The 17,001-nt window shown below is 73.3% G+C and carries 10 protein-coding genes and 1 pseudogene; 7 read left to right on the top strand and 4 right to left on the bottom strand.

Going from position 1 to position 17,001, the window contains the following annotated elements:
• Nucleotides 1-117: 117 nt before the first annotated feature.
• On the bottom strand, nt 118-1,458 hold the full coding sequence (locus ACZ4SW_RS25635; protein WP_468250238.1) for a serine hydrolase domain-containing protein: 1,341 nt from the start codon (nt 1,456-1,458) through the stop codon (nt 118-120).
• A 279-nt stretch (nt 1,459-1,737) separates the two neighbouring features.
• Between ACZ4SW_RS25635 and ACZ4SW_RS25630 the strand changes: the two genes are divergently transcribed.
• Together ACZ4SW_RS25630 and ACZ4SW_RS25625 are read left to right on the top strand one after the other, a co-directional pair.
• Nucleotides 1,738-4,464 (top strand): SpoIIE family protein phosphatase, encoded by a 2,727-nt coding sequence (locus ACZ4SW_RS25630; RefSeq protein ID WP_468250235.1) that lies wholly within the window; start codon nt 1,738-1,740, stop codon nt 4,462-4,464.
• Nucleotides 4,465-4,621: 157 nt separating this feature from the next.
• Nucleotides 4,622-5,761 carry an ABC transporter substrate-binding protein gene (locus tag ACZ4SW_RS25625; protein ID WP_468250233.1) on the top strand — a complete coding sequence of 380 codons (1,140 nt, stop codon included), beginning with the start codon at nt 4,622-4,624 and terminating at the stop codon, nt 5,759-5,761.
• Between the two features lie 21 nt (nt 5,762-5,782).
• Here the strand turns inward: ACZ4SW_RS25625 and ACZ4SW_RS25620 are convergent, their stop codons facing one another.
• Both ACZ4SW_RS25620 and ACZ4SW_RS25615 read right to left on the bottom strand, forming a co-directional pair.
• Nucleotides 5,783-8,326, bottom strand: a complete 2,544-nt coding sequence (locus ACZ4SW_RS25620) for a SpoIIE family protein phosphatase (protein ID WP_468250230.1) — start codon at nt 8,324-8,326, stop codon at nt 5,783-5,785.
• 186 nt (nt 8,327-8,512) lie between these two features.
• Nucleotides 8,513-9,619 (bottom strand): pyridoxal-phosphate dependent enzyme, encoded by a 1,107-nt coding sequence (locus ACZ4SW_RS25615; RefSeq protein ID WP_468250227.1) that lies wholly within the window; start codon nt 9,617-9,619, stop codon nt 8,513-8,515.
• A 344-nt stretch (nt 9,620-9,963) separates the two neighbouring features.
• On the opposite strand from ACZ4SW_RS25615, the gene ACZ4SW_RS25610 reads away from it, so the two are divergent.
• The 5 genes and pseudogenes from ACZ4SW_RS25610 (at nt 9,964) to ACZ4SW_RS25590 (ending at nt 15,497) form a co-directional block, all read left to right on the top strand.
• Nucleotides 9,964-10,716 (top strand): GntR family transcriptional regulator, encoded by a 753-nt coding sequence (locus tag ACZ4SW_RS25610; protein WP_468250224.1) that lies wholly within the window; start codon nt 9,964-9,966, stop codon nt 10,714-10,716.
• A 470-nt stretch (nt 10,717-11,186) separates the two neighbouring features.
• Nucleotides 11,187-11,423 (top strand): annotated as a pseudogene (locus ACZ4SW_RS25605) (SPOR domain-containing protein); the annotation flags it as partial.
• 54 nt (nt 11,424-11,477) lie between these two features.
• Entirely contained in the window at nt 11,478-11,900 is a 423-nt protein-coding gene (locus ACZ4SW_RS25600) for a (deoxy)nucleoside triphosphate pyrophosphohydrolase (RefSeq protein ID WP_468250222.1), read from the top strand.
• Nucleotides 11,901-12,179: 279 nt separating this feature from the next.
• A complete protein-coding gene (locus tag ACZ4SW_RS25595; RefSeq protein WP_468250218.1) occupies nt 12,180-12,611 on the top strand; it encodes an ATP-binding protein in 432 nt (143 codons plus the stop codon).
• A 276-nt stretch (nt 12,612-12,887) separates the two neighbouring features.
• A complete protein-coding gene (locus ACZ4SW_RS25590; protein WP_468250215.1) occupies nt 12,888-15,497 on the top strand; it encodes a SpoIIE family protein phosphatase in 2,610 nt (869 codons plus the stop codon).
• Here the strand turns inward: ACZ4SW_RS25590 and ACZ4SW_RS25585 are convergent.
• Nucleotides 15,460-16,980, bottom strand: a complete 1,521-nt coding sequence (locus ACZ4SW_RS25585) for a TPM domain-containing protein (RefSeq protein ID WP_468250211.1) — start codon at nt 16,978-16,980, stop codon at nt 15,460-15,462. The genes ACZ4SW_RS25590 and ACZ4SW_RS25585 overlap by 38 nt on opposite strands.
• Nucleotides 16,981-17,001: the final 21 nt, after the last annotated feature.

Genomic DNA, 17,001 nt, shown 5'->3' with positions numbered 1-17,001 from the left:
TCGGCTGGGAAACCCCAGCCGAGCGTCTGTCTAAACTGCTCGCCGCCACACGTCAGTGATCACGTGTTGCGACGACCACTGGAATCCGCCGTCGCTCCGAGGGGGCCTTCGCCGCCGTCAGTGCCTCGCGGCCGGCAGTGAGCCCCACTCGGGCGTGTGCGCCGGGGCGAGGTTCACCCTGGCCGGGCGCAGGGCCGGGGCACCGGTGGCCGGAGCGCACAGGGCCTTGCCCACGAACGTGTTGATAGCGTCGTCGATCGGGCCCGGCGTCACCTTGCCGTCCTGCCCCAGCTTGTCGTACTTCGACAGGTTGTAGGCGAGGGCCATCTGCCGACGGCCGTCCGGGCTGGAGAACGCCCAGGTCTCGGCGCCGAACACCGCGCCGTCATGGCCCCAGAACGTACCGCAGGGCCAGTCGAACCGTATGAGGGCCAGACCGTAGTGCCCCACCACCTTGCCGTCGGCGTCGGTCATCGGGACCGTCGTCTTCATCTGGGCGAGTTGGGCGGCGGGGAGCAGGCGGCCGGTGAACAGCTCCCGGTAGAAGCGGTTGAGATCCGCCATGGTGGAGACGACCGCGCCGGCGGTTCCGGCCCAGGACATGTCGTAGACGCTGTAGTCGCGCGGTGGGTCGATCAGGCCGTAGAAGGACTCGTACAGCTTCGGGTGCGGGCCTGTCATGCGCGGGCCGGTGGGGAAGTAGGTGTGCCGCAGACCGGCCCGGTGGATGACGTTGCGCGTGATGTACCGCTCCGGGTTCTCGCCGGTGAGCTTGGCGAGCAGCAGCCCCGCGATGATGTAGTTCGTGTTGGAGTACGACCACTTCTCGCCGGGAGCGCCGGTCGGCGGAGCCTGCACGCCCATCCGGACCAGCTCCCGCGGGTCGATGTGCCGGAAACGGTTCTCGTCCAGGCTGCGCGTCGACAGCGTCTGCAGGGACGGGAAGGCGTGGAGGACGTAGTCCCCGATGCCGCTGGTGTGGTTCAGCAGCATCCGCACGGTGATCCGGTCACCGCGTTGACCGGGGATCAGGCCGGGAAGGTAGCGGGAGACGGGCGCGTCCAGGTCGAGGCGGCCCGCGGCGACCTGCTGGAGCAGGGCGACAGCGGTCATCGACTTGGAGATGCTGCCGATCCGCTGCTCCATGTCCGGCGTCACGGGACGGCCGGTGTCCCGGTCGGCGACACCGGCGGCACCTCGCCACATGCCGTCACCCTCCCGGACGGCCGCGTAGGCGCCGTACATGCCGGCGGTGTGGACGGCCTTCAGCGCGTCCGCCAGGCCCGCCCGGTCGACGGCCGGCCGGTCGGCGGTGGCGGGGGCGGCCGGGCGGGTGGCCGCCTGTGCCTGGGGGAGCGCGGCAGCCGAGGTGACGAGGGCCGCGGTACAGGCGAGGGCGACGGCCCATCCTCGTCTCGAGGGGGCCGGGCTTCCTTGCTGTCGGCGTGCTAAGAGCATGGTTTTCTGCACAGCCTCTCTGCGTGCGGGTGAGCGGAAGAGATCTCACGGCGATCTTCGCCGGGGCGGTGCCGTGGGGCATCGTGCACGCGGAGGAGCAGGGGTACGACCGGCGGACGAGCGGATTTCGGTCAGGAGCGGCCGCGTATCGGAGACCGACCGCCGACCGCCCCGCACGCGGCTGCGCACCGCCGGATCGCACGGCCGACTTCCGGGCCGCGCCGGGCGGCGCGGAACGTGAATGTGCGCCCCCCGTCCCGTAAACGATAGAAAGGGGATATGACTGGAATTTCCGGTCGGTCTGCGCGCCGTCGGCGCTCCCCGCTGAACGTGCGCAGTCTCGCCGGGCAGGTCTTTCTCCTGCAGTTCACCGTCGTGGTGCTGCTCGTCGCCGCCACGTTGGTGGCTCTCGTGGTGCAGGCCCGGCGCGACAGCACGGCGGACGCCCGGAACCGTACCCTCGCCGCCGCCCAGACGTTCGCCCAGTCGCCGGGCATCGTGCCGGCGCTGAACAGCCCGGATCCCAGCGCGGTGCTGCAGCCGCATGCCGAGGCGGCCCGGAAGGCGGCGGGTGTCGACGCCATCATCGTGTACCGGCTGGACGGCATCACCCTCACCCACAGCGACCCGCACCAGATCGGCAAGCACGTCATCGGCCCCTACGCGTCGGTGGCGGCCGGCAAGCCGTTCACCAAGACCTTCCGGGGCTCCCTGGGGCTGTCGGTGGTCTCGGCGGTACCGGTCAGGGCCCCCGACGGCTCGGTCGTCGCCGTCGTCGCGGTTCCCGTCAGGGTCGAGGACGTACGGCACCGGGTGGACCGCCAACTGCCGGTGCTGTTCGGCGGGGCCGCCGGAGCGCTGGTCATCGCCGCGGGCGGGTCCGCTCTGGTGAGCCGCCGGCTGCGGAGGCAGACCCATGGCCTCGGCCCGGTCGAGATGGCCCGGATGTACGAGCACCACGACGCGGTCCTGCACGCCGTGCGGGAGGGCGTGCTGATCATCGGCGCCGACGGCAGGCTGCTGCTGGCCAACGACGAGGCGCGGCGGCTGCTGAATCTGCCCGCGGACGCCGAGGGGCGCCATGTCACCGCGCTGGGCCTGGAGGACCTGGCCGGGCTGCTGGCCTCCGACCGCCCGGCCACCGACGAGGTGTACCTGGCGGCCGAACGGCTCCTGTCCGTCAACAAGCGGCCCACCGCACCCCGCGGACCGGTCGGCAGCGTGGTGACGCTCCGGGACACCACCGAGCTGCTGGCGCTGTCCGGCCGGGCGGAGGTGGCGCGCGAACGCCTGAAACTGCTCCACGACGCCGGGGGCCGGATCGGCAGCACCCTGGACGTCAGGCGCACCGCCGAGGAACTGGCGGAGGTGGCGGTGCCCCGGTTCGCGGACGTGGTCACCGTCGAGCTGCAGGACCCGGTTCTCTCCGGCGGGGAGCCCTCCGCGGCGAACCCGGACCTGCGCCGGGTCGCGGTCGCGGGCCTGGACGACGACGACCGTCTCCTCTACCCCGTCGGCAGGCTGATCCGGTTCGTCCCCTCCCACCCCGTCTCCCAAGGGATGGCCAGCGGACGGGCGGTCCTGGTCAGGGACCTGAGCGAGGACGACGGCTGGGTGAGCCAGGACGCCAGGTCCCGGCACATCCTCGACCACGGCATCCACTCCCTGCTGGCGGTCCCGGTGCGCGCCCGCGGGGTGGTGCTCGGAGTCGTCGACTTCTGGCGGGGGCGTTCCTCCCCGCCGTTCGACGAGGAGGACGTGTCCCTGGCCGAGGAACTGGTCGCCCGGGCCGCGGTGAGCATCGACAACGCCCGCCGCTACACCCGTGAACACACCATGGCCGTCACCCTGCAGCGCAGCCTGCTGCCCCGCGAGCTGCCCGAGCAGTCCGCCGTCGACGTGGCCTACCGCTACCTGCCGGCCCAGGCGGGAGTGGGCGGCGACTGGTTCGACGTCATCCCGCTGTCCGGCGCCCGGGTTGCCCTGGTCGTCGGCGACGTCGTCGGGCACGGACTGCACGCCGCGGCGACCATGGGCCGGCTGCGCACCGCCGTGCACAACTTCTCCGGCCTGGACATGCCCGCGGAGGAACTGCTCGGCCGCCTGGACGAGCTGGTGACCCAGATCGACGCCGACGATGTCACCGCCGACGACGACGGTCAGGGGATCTCCGGTGCGACCTGCCAGTACGCCGTCTACGATCCCGCCTCCGGGCAGCTCACCATCGCCACCACGGGCCACCCGGGACCGGCGGTCGTCCATCCCGGCGGGGCCGTGGACTTCCCCCCGGTGCCCGTCGCGCCGCCGCTCGGCCTGTGCGCCGGCCTGCCCGTCGAGAGCACCGAGCTGACCGTGCCCGAGGGGTCGCGTCTGGTGCTGTTCACCGACGGCCTGGTCGAGGACCGCGACCGCGACCTGGACGTCGGCCTCGACGCCCTGCGCGCTGCCCTGACCGGCCCCGACCGCACCCCGGAGGCCACCTGCGCGACGGTGATGGACGCGCTGCTGCCCGAGCGGCCCACGGACGACATCGCGCTGCTGGTGGCCCGCACCCGTTGTCTCGGCCCCGACCGGGTCGCCGAGTGGCAGGTGCCGCGGGACCCGGCGGCGGTGGGCCCGGTACGCGCCGCCTGTGCCCGCACGCTGACGGAGTGGGGTCTTGAGGAGAACGTCTTCACCGCCGAGCTCATCCTCAGCGAGCTGATCACCAACGCCGTCCGGTACGGCGGCGAACCCATCTCCGTCCGGCTGCTGCGGGACCGCACCCTGATCTTCGAGGTGGCCGACGGCACGAGCACCTCACCGCGGCTGCGCCGGGCGAAGGACACCGACGAGGGCGGCCGCGGACTGTTCCTGGTCGCCCAGTTCGCCGAGCGCTGGGGCACCCGCTACACCCGCACCGGAAAGGTCATCTGGGCCGAGCAGTCCCTCCAGGGCGACGCCACGCCGGAGGCCGGGGAGCTCGGCGAGATCCTGCTCGGCCAATGGGAGGACACCGCGCTGTGAGGGCGCCGCGCACATCGTCCGACCTGCGCGATCGCCCGGCGTGGGTACGCTGGCCTGGATGACCGGAGGGCCGACCGCGGCAGCCGTGCGGCGACGGAAGGCCCTCGGGAGTCCGCAAGTCCACGATCGCGCCGCCCCCACCCCCTCTGGAGCCGTCGTGACCGCACCCGGTGCCCGAGCAGCGGCCGCACTCGCCTGCCTCGCCGCCACGGCACTGTGCCTGAACGCCTGCGGCGGCACACCGACCGCCCGGATCGAGAAACCCTCGTCGGCGACCTCCGCGGAGAACGTGGGCGGCATGCGCGCCCTGGTCGCCGCGGCGAAGAAGGAGGGCAGGCTCACGGCGATCGCGCTTCCGCGCGACTGGGCCGACTACGGCGGCCTGATCGACGGCTTCCAGAAGAAGTACGGGATCAAGGTGACCGTCGAGGACCCGCTGGGGCACAGCCAGGACGAGATCAACGCCCTCAGGAGCAGCGGGAACCGGCCGACCGCCCCCGACGTGATCGACGTCGGCGACACGTTCGCCCGGGCGGCGGCAGGGCAGAACCTGCTCGCGCCGTACAAGGTCGTGCCGTGGGACGCGATCCCCGGCAACCAGAAGGACTCCGGGGCCCGCTGGTCCAACAACTACGGCGGCTACATCTCGATCGGCTGCGACGCCCGGCGCGTGAAGCCCTGCCCCCAGACCTTCGCCGATCTGCTGAAGCCCGCCTACAAGGGGAAGGTCGCCCTCGACGGCGACCCGACCCGGTCGGAAACGGCCTTCTCCAGCGTCTACGCGGCCGCGCTCGCCAACAACGGGTCGTTCGACGACATCCGGCCCGGCCTCGACTTCTTCGCCGAGCTGAAGAAGAGGGGCAACTTCAATCCGCTTCCGGCGACCACCGCGACGGTCCGGGACGGCCGGACGCCCATCAGCATCAACTGGGACTACGTCAACCTCCACGACGCCGACCAGCTCCGCGGCACGGGTGTGGACTGGCAGGTGGCGATTCCGTTCGACGGCAGCTTCGCCCAGTACTACGCGCTGGCGGTCAACCGGCGGGCCCCGCACCCGGCGGCCGCCCGCCTGTGGCAGGAGTACCTCTTCAGCACGGAGGGCCAGAACCTCCGGCTCCACGGCTATGCCCGCCCGGTCCTCATGGACGTCATGCGGAAGGACGGCACCCTGGACAGGGCCGCCGCCGCGCGGCTGCCGACGGTGGAGGGAGCGCCGCAGTTCCCGACGGACGCACAAGTGGAGAAGGCGCGGCGGACCGTCGACCGGGGATGGGCGGCGGTCGTCTCCGGCTGACCTGCTGGGCCGCGGGACCCCCTACGGAGAGTCGCTGGGCGGAAGCGGCTGCTCGGTCCAGATGGTCTTGCCCGTGGGGGTGTACCGGGTCCCCCACTGGTGGGTCATCTGGGCGATGATGTACAGGCCCCGGCCGCCCTCGTCGTCGCTGGCGGCGTGGCGCAGGTTCGGGGCGGTGTGTCCGGTGTCGGACACCTCGCAGATGAGGGTCCGGTCGCGGATCAGACGCACCTGGATCGGGCCGCCCACGTAACGGATCGCGTTGGTGACCAGCTCGGTCACGATGAGCTCGGTGGTGAACACGAGATCGTCCAGACCCCAGTCGCCGAGCTGCTTGCCGACGGTGGCGCGGACGGAGGCGACGGCCGCGGGGTCCGCCGTCAGCTCCCACCCCGCGAACCGGTTGCGGTCCAGCAGGCGGGTGCGGACCAGCAGGAGCGTCGCGTCCTCGTCCACCGGTCCCGGCAGCAGTGTGGCCACCGCCCGGTCGCAGAGCTCCTCCAGTGACTCCCGGTGATCGGCGAGGGCCTGGGCGAGCAGGCCGCGCCCCGTCTCCGGGCCGTCCGCCGCCTGGAAGAGGCCGCCGGTGCAGAAGGCGAGCAGGCTGCCGGGCGCGAGCCGCAGCTCGGTGGACTGGTAGGGCGGGCCGGCTCCTCCGAGCGGCGGGCCGGGTGGGAGTTCCGGGTAGTCGGCGACGCCCGTGTCCGGCGCGACGACCGCCAGTGGCGCCCCTCCCGCCCGCGCCAGGCTGCACTGTCCCGACACCGGGTCGTACACCGCGTACAGACAGGTCACCCCCCGGGCCTCGTCGGCGTGCCGGCCGTGGCCAGGGCGGTGGCCGGCCGCGCGCTCGTGCGTGGTCTGCTCGACCAGGTCGGCCAGCCGGGCGAGCAGCTCGTCCGGGGCCAGGTCCAGCCGGGCCAGCACGCGTACGCCCGTGCGCAGGCGCCCCATGGTGGCCGCGGCCCGCAGCCCGTGGCCGACCACGTCCCCGACGACCAGGCCGACCCGGGTGCCCGACAGCGGGATGACGTCGAACCAGTCGCCGCCCACCCCGGATCCGTTGTCGGCGGGCAGATAGCGGCTCGCGGCCTGCACGGCGGTCTGCGGCGGCAGGCGGTGCGGGAGCAGGCTCCGCTGCAGCTTGAGGGCCGCGGTGTGCTCGCGGGTGACGACCAGCATCAGCACGAAGCCCAGCAGCAGGGCGCCCAGACCCACCACCGTGACCCCGCCGGTCGGGCCGATCACCGGCAGGTCGACGACCGTCGCGCCGTAGCGGGGGTCCGCGTAGACGCCGAAGGCGGCGTAGAGGAACAGCGCGAGCATCAGCAGCCCGCCCAGCCCCGGCAGCACGCCCTTGAACAGCAGGTCTCCGGCGCTTCGGGTGAGGACCCTGCGGTGGTACCACAGGCAGGCGAAGCCGGTCAGCCCGTAGTAGAACGCGATCGCGAGGCCGACCGACTCGACCGAGTCGGCCAGGAAGTTCCGGCTGAACGAGGACAGCAGGAGCAGCACGGCGATCGAGACCGCCCCCATGCCGACGGTCGACCAGGTGGGGGTGAGGAACCTGCGGTGGACCCGGGCGAACCGGGCGGGGACCGCCTTGTGGACCGCCATGGAGAACACGGTCCGGGCCAGCGGCAGGATCGTCGTCTGGGTGGAGGCCAGCGCCGACGTCAGCACCATGAGGACGAGCAGCCGGGAGAACACCGCTCCCGGGCCGTGACTGCCGAAGACGGCGTTGCCCAGCCCGGACAGCACATCGCCCGAGTTGCCGGTGTTGCCGAGCCCGATGCCCGAACTGCCGACCCCGGCGAACGCCTGTGCGGACGTCGACACCAGCGCGTAGGTGACCAGGAGCAGCACGGTCGAGACCACCGCGGCGCGCCCGGGGACGCGGGTGCTGTCGACGGTTTCCTCGTTGACCGAGACGGCGGTGTCCCAGCCCCAGTAGATGAAGACCGCCACGAGGACGCCCGAGGTCAGCGCCTTCGCCGAGGAGACCTGGAAGGGGTCGAACCAGGAGGCGGAGACGGGCATCGCCGTCGGGGGAGCGCTGGTGTAGACCCTCACCAGCGCGGTCACCGCGAACAGGACCAGCACCGCCACCTCGACGCACAGCAGCCAGCGCTGGACGGCGGCCGAGAGCTCGATGCCGATGTAGCAGACGGCGGTCAGCACGACGATCCAGACGATGCCGGCCACGGTGGTCCACAGCGGGCTCCCCGCCAGGGAGTCCAGGCCCACCAGTCTGAAGCCGTAGATACCGGCGATCTCGGCGAGGTTGGCCAGGACGATGATGTCGGCGACGATCAGGCCCCAGCCGCCCATCCAGCCGGTGCGCGGGCCGAAGGCACGGGTCGCCCAGGTGAAGGCGGTCCCGCAGTCGGCGTTGGACGCGTTCAGCTCCCGGTAGGCGTACGCGATCAGCAGCATCGGGACGAACGCCAGCATGGTGACGATCGGGGCCTGCGGTCCGACACCCGCCACGATCAGGCCCAGGGTGGCCGCGAGGCTGTACGCCGGGGCCGCGGAGGCCAGGCCGATGACGACCGAGGAGAACATGCCGAGGGCGCCGCTCCTGAGCCCTTTCCGGCCGGGCCCCGTGCCGGGAGCGGGACGGTCGGCGGGACGAGTCGAAAGTGCGGCCCTGTCACCCACGTTGCCCATTATGTGGAGATTCGGCAGGGAACGCTCCCTCGTCACCGCGCGGGGCGGCCGGGTCCCGGAGGCCGTCCCGGGCCGGTGACCTCAGGAGCCGGCCAGCCCCGTCTTCAGCCCCGCCCCGCACAGCGGCACCACCGCACCGCGGGATCCGAGGGCTCCCTCCCGTACGGCCGCCCAGCACGCCACGCCCGTCGACTCCACGTACAGGCCCCGGGACGCCAGGTCCAGTTGGGCGTGGCGGATCCGGTCCTCGGTGACCGTCAGGAACGTCCCGCCCGAGTCGCGCACCGCACGCAGGATCTGGCGGGCCCGGGGCGGCCGCGGGATCGCGATCCCCTCGGCCGACGTGGGGGCCGCCGGAGTGACGCCCACCAGGTCATCGGCGCCCTCCTCCCACGCGCGCGCCAGCGGGGCGACCGCCGCCGCCTGCACCGCGTACAGCGCCGGGCGGCGGTCGAGCAGCCCCGCCCCGTACAGTTCCGCGATCGCGAGCGCGGCGCCGAGCAGCAGCGTGCCGTTGCCGACGGGCAGCACGAGCACGTCCGGGAGCCGCCCGCCGAGGTCCTCCCACAGCTCGTGGACGTACGTCTTCGTGCCGTGCAGGAAGTAGGGGTTGAAGACGTGCGACGCGTAGAACACCCCCTCCTCGTCCGCGGCCTCGCGCGCCGCCCGCGCCGCCGCCTCACGGCCGCCCTCGACCGGCCGTACCCGGGCCCCGTGCGCCTTCATTTGCTCCAGCTTCTTGGGCGAGGTGCCCTCGGGAACGAAGACCGTGCACGGCAGCGCGGCCCGGGCGCAGTACGCGGCGATCGCGGTGCCCGCGTTGCCGCTGCTGTCGGCGATGACCTGCCGGGGCCGCAGGCGCAGCGCGAGTTCGGCGAGCATCACCGCGCCGCGGTCCTTGAAGGACAGCGTCGGCATCAGGAAGTCCAGCTTCGCGAAGACGCCGTCCGTCAGCTCCACGAGCGGTGTACGGCCCTCGCCGAGACTGACCGAGGGCCCCGCGAGCGGCAGTGTCTCGGCGTACCGCCACAGTGAGTTCACGCGGCCGCCGAGGGACTTCAGCGGGGCGGGCGTCGGTGCGAAGTCCAGGTCCAGCGGGCCGCGGCAGACGGGACAGCACCAGGCGAGCGACTCCGCGGCCACGCGGGTGCCGTCCGCCGGGCAGTAACAGTCCGGCAAGGGTGTCATGCGAGAAGGCTAGTTGTCCGCGTCGGTGACCGTATGTCACAAGGGCCGTCCCGCCTCCGTGTTCGGGCTCGGGTCGCGGTGTCCGCGCCCCGGTCACCGCCCGCAAGGCTCTGGGCCCGGTTGCCGCCCCGTCGTCGGGGAGGGCGGAGCGTGCCGGAGGTGTGGGTGACGTGTGGGAGAGCGGCAGACAGGTGTGACGGCGCCCATAGCGGGGAGAAAATGCCTGGGTGGAGCCCTCGGACGGCAGAAGTCATCACATCGGGTGATTCTTTGGCCCGTGCTTGCATGGCGGAACCGACGGTTGTCAGGCTGTTGCTGTCTGTAGAACCTGATGGGAGCGGCCAGTGACTTTCGGTGAGCAGCCGGCGTATCTGCGTGTCGCGGGTGATCTCCGCAAGAAGATCGTCGACGGTCTGCTGCCACCGCACACCAGGCTGCCGTCCCAGGCCCGCATCCGCGAGGAGTACGGCGTCTCGGACACGGTGGCCCTGGAGGCGCGCAAGGTGCTGATGGCCGAGGGGCTGGTGGAGGGCCGCTCCGGGTCGGGCACGTACGTCAGGGAGCGGCCGGTGCCGCGCCGCATCGCCCGCTCCGGGTTCCGGCCGGAAAGCGGCGCCACCCCGTTCCGCCAGGAGCAGGCGGACGCCTCCGCGCGCGGGACCTGGGAGTCGCACAGCCGGCAGACGGAGGCGAGCGGAGCGATCGCCGAGCGGCTCGCCATCCAGCCGGGCGACCGGGTGATGTGCACGAAGTACGTGTTCCGGGACGCGGGCGAGGCGATGATGCTCTCCACGTCGTGGGAGCCGCTCGCCCTGACGGGGCGCACGCCCGTGATGCTCCCCGAGGAGGGCCCGCTCGGCGGCATGGGGGTCGTGGAGCGGATGGCGGCCATCGACGTGGTCGTGGACAACGTCACGGAGGAGGTCGGCGCCCGCCCCGGCCTCGCGGAGGAACTCCTGGCCCTCGGTGGCGTCCCCGGCCATGTGGTCCTGGTCGTCCAGCGGACGTTCTACGCCTCGGGCCGACCGGTGGAGACGGCGGACGTGGTGGTCCCGGCGGACAGGTACCGGGTGGCGTACCACTTGCCGGTGAAGTAACCCGAGGCGCCGGGGGCCCTTCCGGGGACGGAGCGCACGCCCGTGATGCTCCCCGAGGACCTCACGGAGCATGCTCTCCGGCTCCCGCGATCCCCGTGCCTCTCCGGCGCCCGCCACCCCGTGCCTCTATGTCCGCCACCCTGTGCCTCTACGGCGCCCGCGCCCCCCCCCCCGCGTCTGCGAGCCCCACGGCCCGCCCCCGGCCATTCCCACCTGCGGCCGCCGCGCCCCTCCTCCCAACTCACCTCCCCGGGACCGCCGTTGTCCCGGCCTTCCCGCTGCAATCCGGTCGTTTCCCACTGCGCCGCCCCCCGGCGCTTCGCGCTGCTCCGCGTGGGCCAGGGGCGTATTAGGGGGCGCATGTGACGGCGCACGCCCCCTCTGTCATGGCCGGTTGCGTACCTCTTTGTGAAAAGTCGGATTCGCTGCGTGAAGGTAAGGCGTAGGCTCGGGCATATGCGCAGTGCGGTTTCCTTGGTGGGCGGGGCGCGGCGGAAGCCGGGGGCGGGAAGTGGAGGGGCGCGATGAACGACAGCACGGTCACTCTTCCCTGGCTCGTCATACGGCAGGACGACAACGGCAACCGCTACCGCGTGGGCAGGTACGCCACCCGCGCCGAGGCGCAGAAGATCGTGGACAGCCTCGCCGACCGCGGCCACAAACAGCTCTACTGGGTGGAGCGCATCGGGCAGAACGGGGGCACATGAGGCGTACCCGTCCCGCGTCGGTGACGCGCCGCGCGCTCCCGTAGGCTCCGGCGCATGACGCAACCGATCGTGGTGGTCGGCGCCGCACTGCTGGACGGCGGCCGCCTCCTGGCCGCCCGCCGCAGCGCACCCCCCGACCTCGCGGGCCGCTGGGAGCTGCCCGGCGGCAAGGTCGAACCCGGTGAGAGCCCCGAGCACGCCCTCGTCCGCGAGCTGCGCGAGGAACTGGGCGTCGCGGCGGAGCCGGTCGCGCGCGTCCCGGGGGAGTGGCCCCTCAAGCCCGGGTACGTCCTGCGCGTGTGGACCGCCCGCCTCCTCGCCGGCCGCCCCGAGCCGCTCGAGGACCACGACGAGCTGCGCTGGCTGACCCCCGAGCAGATCTGGGACGTCGACTGGCTCGACCAGGACGTCGCGGCGGTCGAAGCCGTCCGGGCCGCATGGCAGCCCCTCCCGCACCGGGGCCCTCGCACCGTGTGAACTCGGGCTCCCGTGCATGGATACGGTAAAACCTGTGCTTCTCTCGTGAGCGGCCCCCGTGATCGCGCAGGCCGGAATGGCGCGCTTCCCACCTGCGGAAAAGCCGCAAGTCGCGCTCCGGGGCGGGCGCGTCCCGTCGTGCCGACGCGTGGTGAGCCAGGGGCTGGTGTTACTCCGGGGGCTGGCGCCCCATACGCCGTTCGTGCCACAGTGCGCCCCAGTGCGCGGTAAGGCGCCATAGATATCGGGTATGTGCCCATTAACCCCACGAAACCGGACATGGGTGGGCTTCTGGCCTGGGAAGTGATCGGCGTGCTCGACACCCAAGGCGACAGCGCCGAGTGGACGTTCCCCGCAGACCCCGGTGCGGTCCGCACCGCTCGCGCCGTAGTCCGGGGCCAGCTGCGCACCTGGGGTCTCGACGAGCTGGGCGATGTCGCCGCGCTGCTGGTCAGCGAGCTGGTCACCAACTCGATGCGGCACGCCAAGGGTCCCATCGGCGTCCGCCTCATCCGGGCCGTCGGCCCCGCCCCCACCCTGCTCGTCGAGGTCTCCGACCCGCTCCCCGACCTGCCCCGCGAGCGCAAGGCCCGCTCCGACGAGGAGGACGGCCGCGGCCTGCAACTGGTCGCCCACTCCTCGCGCCGCTGGGGCACCCGGCCCGCGGACACCGGAAAGACGGTCTGGTTCGAGCTCGCGGTTCCCTGCTGACCGCGCTCATCCGGTGCACGGCAGTGCGCCACCCGCGCGGTCGGCGGGGCGCGCACCGACCGATCGAATCGAGCCAGCAGCGCGTGCGGCGTTCTTTGGTTCGAGCGGGCACCACCTGGTTAGAAGACTGGGAGTATGGCCCGGCCGGTCCAAAAACCATCGGGATCGTGCTGTGATCGTGAACACCGTGTTGTGCGGCACCGTAGTGCTGGATACTGCGGGCAGCCGCCCCCGGTGACCGGTGCCGGACGCGGTGAGCTGGAGGGGACGGTTCGCGTGAGCGAGATACCAGCGAAGGCCACGGAGTCCGAGGACCCGTCGGACGGCGCGAGGGACGGGGCCGCGGTCGATGCCGCCGCGGCCGTCGAACCCCGTGACCCGGCGGGCGGACCCCTGTGGCAGAGCAGTCCGCCCGGCTCCATCTACGACTACATCAAGGTCGCCTCGTTCTCCCTCGGCCCCGACGGGCTCGTCGACCAGTGGAGCCTGCGGGCCGAACACCTCTTCGGCATCCCCGCCGAGCGGGCCGTCGGCATGGACCCCATCGAGGCGTTCGTCGCCCCGGACCTGCGCGAGCGCGGCCAGCGCAAGATGACCGAGATCCTGGACGGTCGCGAGTGGACCGGCGTCATCCCCTACCGGCTGCCCGACGCGCAGCGGAGCGAGGGGCTCGCCGAGGTCTATGTGATGCCCACCACGACCGAGGACGGCGAACAGGGCGCCGTCTGCATCATCGTCGACGCCCGAACCCTCCGCAGCATCGAGACCGACCTCGCCGCCTCGCAGGCGATATTCGGCCAATCTCCCTTCGGCTTCCTGCTGATCGACCCCGACCTGCGGGTGCGCCGCGCCAACGAACGGTTCGCCTCCACGTTCGGCGGCACGCCCGCCGACCACCGCGGCCGCACCGTCCACCACTACCTGGAGTCCCCGGAGGCCGAGCGCGTCACCGCCACGCTGCGGCGCGTCCTGGAGACCGGCCAGTCCATCACCGACATGCACATCACGGGGTTCGTCCCCGGCTCCGACGAGCGCAAGCACTGGTCCGTCAACCTCTACCGGGTGCATAGCGGCAGCGGCCGGCCCATCGGGATCGCCTGGCTCGGAACCGACATCACCGCGCGCCGCGCCGCCGCCCGCGAGGCGGCCGCCGCCCGCCGCAACCTCGCCCTGCTGAACGAGGCCGGAGCCCGCATCGGCAACTCCCTCGACCTGGAGACCACCGCCCGCGAACTCCTCGACGTCGTCGTCCCCGGCTTCTGCGACCTCGCCACCGTCGACCTGTACCAGGGGCTCCTGGCCGGCGACGAGACCCCGCCCGGCCTGCCCGACGGCAGCGCCGAGCTGCGCCGCGTCGCCTTCGCCAGCGCCGTCTCGGACGCGCCGCTGGCCGGCGGCCCCGCGCCCGTCGAGGTCGGCGCGGTGCACCACTTCTCCTTCAACTCGGCCTGCGCCGACGCCCTGCGCACCGCCCGCCCCCGGCACATCTCCGCCGAGGACGGCGGGCTGATCCAGTCCACCCTCGCCGTCCCGATGGTCGCGCACGACACCGTGGTCGGACTCGCCCAGTTCTCCCGTACGAAGGGCAGCGAGCCGTTCGGGGAACGCGACCGTGCGCTCGCCGTGGAGCTCGCCGCGCGCGCCGCGGTCTGCATCGACAACGCGCGCCTGTACCGCCGTGAGCACGAACGGGCGCTGATACTGCAGCGGTCCCTGCTGCCGCCGGGCGACCCGGAGGCCTCCGGTCTGGACATCGCCTGCCGCTATCTGCCGGGCAACGCGGCCACCGGGCGGCCGAGCGAGGTCGGCGGCGACTGGTTCGACGTCATCGAACTGCCCGGACACCGCACCGCGTTGGTGGTCGGCGACGTCATGGGCCGCGGCCTGCGCGCCGCGGTGGCCATGGGCGAACTCCGCACCGCCGTGCGCACCCTGGCCCAGCTCGACCTCGAACCGGCCGAAGTCCTCGCGCAACTGGACGAGATCGCACGCGGCCTGGGCGCACCCGGAGGCGTCCAGCAGGCGACCCGCGCCGCCCGCCGGCCCCGCGAGGCCGACCTGTCCGAGGTCTACCTCGCGACCTGTGTGTACGCGGTCTACGACTCGGTGACGCGCCGCTGCACCTTCGCCAACGCGGGCCATCTCCCACCGGTGCTCGTCGAGCCGGGCGAGTCCGCGCTGATGCTGGACGTGCCGCCCGGGATGCCGCTGGGCGTGGGCGGCGAGCCGTTCGAGGAGGTGGAGGTCGAACTCCCGGAGGGCGCGCTGCTGGCGCTGTACACGGACGGCCTGGTGGAGTCCCGCGACCACCCCCTGGACGAGGGACTGCAGGCGTTCGTCGGCGCCCTCACCGACCCCTCCCAGCCGCTGGAGGACGTCTGCGACCAGGTCCTCAACACCCTCGACACCCATCATGGCGAGGACGACATCGCCTTGCTGATGGCGCGTGTACAGGGACTGCCGGCCGACTCCGTCGGCGACTGGACGCTGCCCCGCGAACCGCGCAGCGTGGGCCGGGCCCGGGAGTACGCGCGCGCACAGCTCCTGAGCTGGGACCTCGAACCGCTGGTCGACACCACCGAACTCCTCGTCAGCGAACTGGTCACCAACGCGCTGCGCTACGGCGAGGGCGAGATCAGGCTCCGGCTGCTCCTCGACCGGACGCTGGTGTGCGAGGTGTGGGACTCGGGCCTGGTCCAGCCGCGCCGCCGCCGCGCCCGGGACACCGACGAGGGCGGCCGCGGGCTGCAACTGGTCGGCATGCTCTCCGCGGCCTGGGGCTCGCGCCGTACGCCGCGCGGCAAGACGGTGTGGTTCGAACTCCCGCTGCCGGGCGGCGAGGGCGGGGTCACGGACCCGGCGGAGGCGTTGCTGAGTCTGTTCTAGGCGCCGGGTCCGTCCCGGGCGAGGGCCGGCTGCCGGGCGGCGCCGTCCACAGCAGCTCGCCGCCGTCCCTGCGCCCCCGCGTGGCGGGCCCGCCGAAGCTCGCGGGTCCGCCGTGGCCGCCCGGGTGCCGCGCCGCGAGCAGGATGCCGCCGAGCACGGCGCCGCCCGTCCCCAGGCCCTCGCCGTACGGGGTCCCGTACGCCCGTACGTCCCGCTCCGCGAGCCGGCGGGCCTCCCGGGCCAGCGCGTCGGCCTCGCGGGCGTCGGCCAGCGCGTCGGCCGGAGCGGGGACGGGCGGCACATCGGCGTTCACCGCGCCGCGCAGCCGCCGCTCGGCCTCCGCGAGCCGCGTCCGCGCCTCCCAGCCGACGGCTCCGCGATGGGTGGTCACATGGTCGGCGGCGGCCCGGGCGCCGCTCAGGGCGACGAGCACGGCCCGCTCGAGCCGCCCCACCGCCCCCGGACCCCGCGCCACCCGGTGCAGGGCCCGGTCCAGCCCCATGGCCGCGTGCTCGATGCGCCGCAGCGCGCCCACGGGGTCGTAGGGCCCCTCCCCGTTCCCCTCCTCCCGCGCCCGTGCCACCACCGACTCCCCGTGGGCGATCGCCCGGGCGGTGTCGGTGCCCAGGAGCCCGCGGGCCTCGGCGAGGTCGGCCTCCATGTCGTGCACGGCCGTGGGCAGGCGGTCCGCCGCCGCCGTCAGGTCGGCGGCGAGCCGGACCACGCCGTCCACGAGGACCGCCGCCTGGTCGGTCGCGGCCTCGGCGGCGCGCAGCAGCGCCACCGCGTCGTCCGTCCCACCGTCCCGCATCGCCTGCCGCGCCCGGCGCAGGACCGTCGTGGCGAAGACCAGCCGCCCCTTCGCCTGTTCGTCGTGGCCCGCCACCGGCAGACACGCCGACAGGGTGTAGCGGGCGCGCATCCCGGCGAGCGTGCGGTCCGCGTCCGGGACCCGTGCCGCCACCTCCCGCAGCCGTGCCTCGGCACGCTCCAGCGCCTCGCCCGCGGTCCGTTCCAGCGCGCGGATCCGGTCGAACCCGGGTGCCTGGGCGTCCAGCCGCCGTCCGGCCGCCTCGCACCGCTCGACGACCTCCTCCAGCAGCCCCCGCGCCCGGCCGTCCCCGTCGTCGAACCGCTGCCGCGCCCGGAACGCCCGTGCCAGCTCCGCCGCGGCGAACTCCACCGCCTCGGCGCACTCCCGTACCGCCTCGCACCCCAACGCCTCGGCCGCGCGGCCCAGTTCCTCCCGGCTGGTGCGCACGCAGTCGTCCGTCTCGACGAGCAGCCGCCGGGCCCGCCGGTCCAGTTCGTCCAGCGGTACGACGGTGGGCGACATCCCGCCGGGTGTCGTACGGGTCGCCGCGCGCAGCCGGCGCCGCACCGACGCGTACGCCGCCACCGCGACGGCGGCGACCGCGGCGACCAGCGGAAGGACGAGATCCCCGGTGGTCGTGTGCTGCGGCACCAGCACCACCGCGAACACGACAGGCACCCTCCGCACGGC

The organism is Streptomyces sp. NPDC028331, assembly GCF_055565775.1.
The sequence above is the reverse complement of the archived record's forward strand: the minus strand, read 5'-3'. Positions and strand labels throughout refer to the sequence as shown.